This is a genomic window from Bradyrhizobium sp. P2_E8, assembly GCF_056403875.1.
Window position 1 is genome coordinate 1 of record NZ_JBFUES010001020.1, and the last position, 2,602, is coordinate 2,602.

Here is a 2,602-nt window from a genome sequence, read left to right on the forward strand (position 1 = left end):
GGCCAAGGCCGACCGCAAGTTCATCGTCTGCAACGCCGACGAAGGCGACAGCGGGACCTTCGCCGACCGCATGATCATGGAAGGCGATCCGTTCCTGGTGATCGAGGGCATGACCACCGCCGGTATCACCGTCGGCGCAACCAAGGGCTACATCTACATCCGCAGCGAATATCCGCACGCGGTCGAGGCGATGAATGCCGCCATCAAGGCTGCGAAGCGCGGCGGCTATCTCGGCGACAAGATCGGCGGCTCGACCTACAGCTTCGACCTCGAAGTCCGCGTCGGCGCCGGCGCCTATGTCTGCGGCGAGGAGACGTCGCTGCTGGAGAGCCTCGAAGGCCGCCGCGGCATCGTTCGCGCCAAGCCGCCGCTGCCGGCCCATCACGGCCTGTTCGGCAAGCCGACCGTGATCAACAACGTGCTGTCATTCGCGGCGATCCCCTTCATCCTCGCCGAAGGCGCCAAGGCCTATGCCGATTTCGGCATGGGCCGCTCGCRCGGCACGATGCCGATCCAGCTCGCCGGCAATGTCCGCTATGGCGGCCTGTACGAGACCGCGTTCGGCGTGACGCTGGGCGAGCTTGTCGACGATATCGGCGGCGGCACGTTCACGGGCCGCCCGGTCCGTGCGGTGCAGGTCGGCGGTCCCCTTGGCGCCTACTTCCCCCGCGCGCTGTTCGACACACCGTTCGACTACGAGGCCTTCGCCGCGCGTGACGGGCTGATCGGCCATGGCGGCATCGTCGTGTTCGACGATAGCGTCGACATGCGCAGGCAGGCGCGCTTCGCGATGGAATTCTGCGCCGTCGAATCCTGCGGCAAGTGCACCCCCTGCCGGATCGGCTCGACCCGCGGCGTCGAAACCATCGAGAAGATCATCAACGGCGAGCGCGTCAGCGAAAACCTCGCGCTCGTCGAAGACCTCTGCAACACCATGAAATTCGGCTCGCTCTGCGCGCTCGGCGGCTTCACGCCCTACCCGGTGCTCAGCGCATTGAAGCACTTCCGGGAAGACTTCGTCCCGGCGCCGACCACGCTTCAGGCCGCGGAATAGGAGAACGACAATGTCTCTGATCGAAGAAATCGACTTCGGCACGCCGCGCGCCAAATCGGAAACGATGGTGACGCTGACCATCGACGGCAAGGAGATCTCGGTGCCCGAGGGCACCTCGATCATGCGCGCGGCGATGGAGGCCGGCCACCAGATCCCGAAGCTCTGCGCGACCGACATGGTCGATGCATTCGGCTCCTGCCGCCTCTGCCTCGTCGAGATCGAGGGCCGCGCCGGCACGCCGGCCTCCTGCACCACGCCGGTGATGCCGGGCCTCGTCGTGCACACCCAGACCGACCGGCTGAAGAAGCTGCGCAAGGGCGTGATGGAGCTCTACATCTCCGACCATCCGCTCGACTGCCTCACCTGCGGCGCCAACGGCGATTGCGAGTTGCAGGACATGGCCGGCGCCGTCGGCCTGCGCGACGTGCGCTACGGCTATGAGGGTGAGAACCACGTCTTCGCCAAGACGGATGGCTGCACCAACGACAACTGGATGCCGAAGGACGAGTCCAACCCCTACTTCACCTACGATCCCTCCAAGTGCATCGTCTGCTCGCGCTGCGTCCGCGCCTGCGAGGAGGTGCAAGGCACCTTCGCGCTGACCATCTCCGGCCGCGGCTTCGACAGCCGCGTCTCGCCCGGCATGAGCGAAAGCTTCCTCGGCTCCGAATGCGTCTCCTGCGGCGCCTGCGTGCAGGCCTGCCCGACCGCGACACTGACGGAGAAGTCGGTGATCGAGATCGGCCAGCCCGAACATTCGGTCGTGACCACCTGCGCCTATTGCGGCGTCGGCTGCGCCTTCAAGGCGGAGATGCGCGGCGAGGAAGTCGTGCGCATGGTGCCGTACAAGGACGGCAAGGCCAATCGCGGCCATTCCTGCGTCAAGGGCCGCTTCGCCTGGGGCTACACCAACCACAAGGAACGCATCCTCAAGCCGATGATCCGCGAACGGATCGAGGATCCCTGGCGCGAGGTGTCCTGGGATGAGGCATTCTCCTTCGCCGCTGCCAGGATGCGCGGCATCCAGAAGAAGTACGGTCGCGATGCCATCGGCGGCATCACCTCGTCGCGCTGCACCAACGAAGAAACCTATCTGGTGCAGAAGCTGATCCGGGCCGGCTTCGGCAACAACAATGTCGATACCTGCGCCCGCGTCTGCCATTCGCCGACCGGCTATGGCCTGTCGCAGACCTTCGGCACCTCGGCCGGCACCCAGGACTTCGACTCCGTGGAGAACACCGACGTCGCCGTCATCATCGGCGCCAATCCGGCCTCCGCCCACCCCGTCTTCGCCTCGCGCCTGAAGAAGCGGCTGCGCCAGGGTGCCAAGCTGATCGTGATCGATCCGCGCCGCACCGAGATGGTGGAATCGCCGCATGTGAAGGCGCTGCATCTGCCGCTGATGCCCGGCACCAATGTCGCGGTCGTCACCGCGCTGGCGCATGTCATCGTCACCGAGGGCCTCGTCGACGAAGCCTTCGTGCGCGAGCGCTGCGACTGGACCGAGTTCGAGGAATGGGCCGCCTTCGTCGCCCAGCCGAACAACAG

Annotated in this window: 2 protein-coding genes; both read left to right on the forward strand. The window is 66.0% G+C overall.

Annotation, left to right across the window (positions count from 1 at the left end):
- A partial coding sequence (locus AC1D00_RS36005) for a complex I 51 kDa subunit family protein (RefSeq protein ID WP_477013941.1) occupies positions 1 to 1,054 on the forward strand: 1,054 nt, incomplete at its 5' end.
- Positions 1,055 to 1,064: 10 nt separating this feature from the next.
- A partial coding sequence (locus AC1D00_RS36010) for a molybdopterin-dependent oxidoreductase (protein ID WP_477013942.1) occupies positions 1,065 to 2,602 on the forward strand: 1,538 nt, incomplete at its 3' end.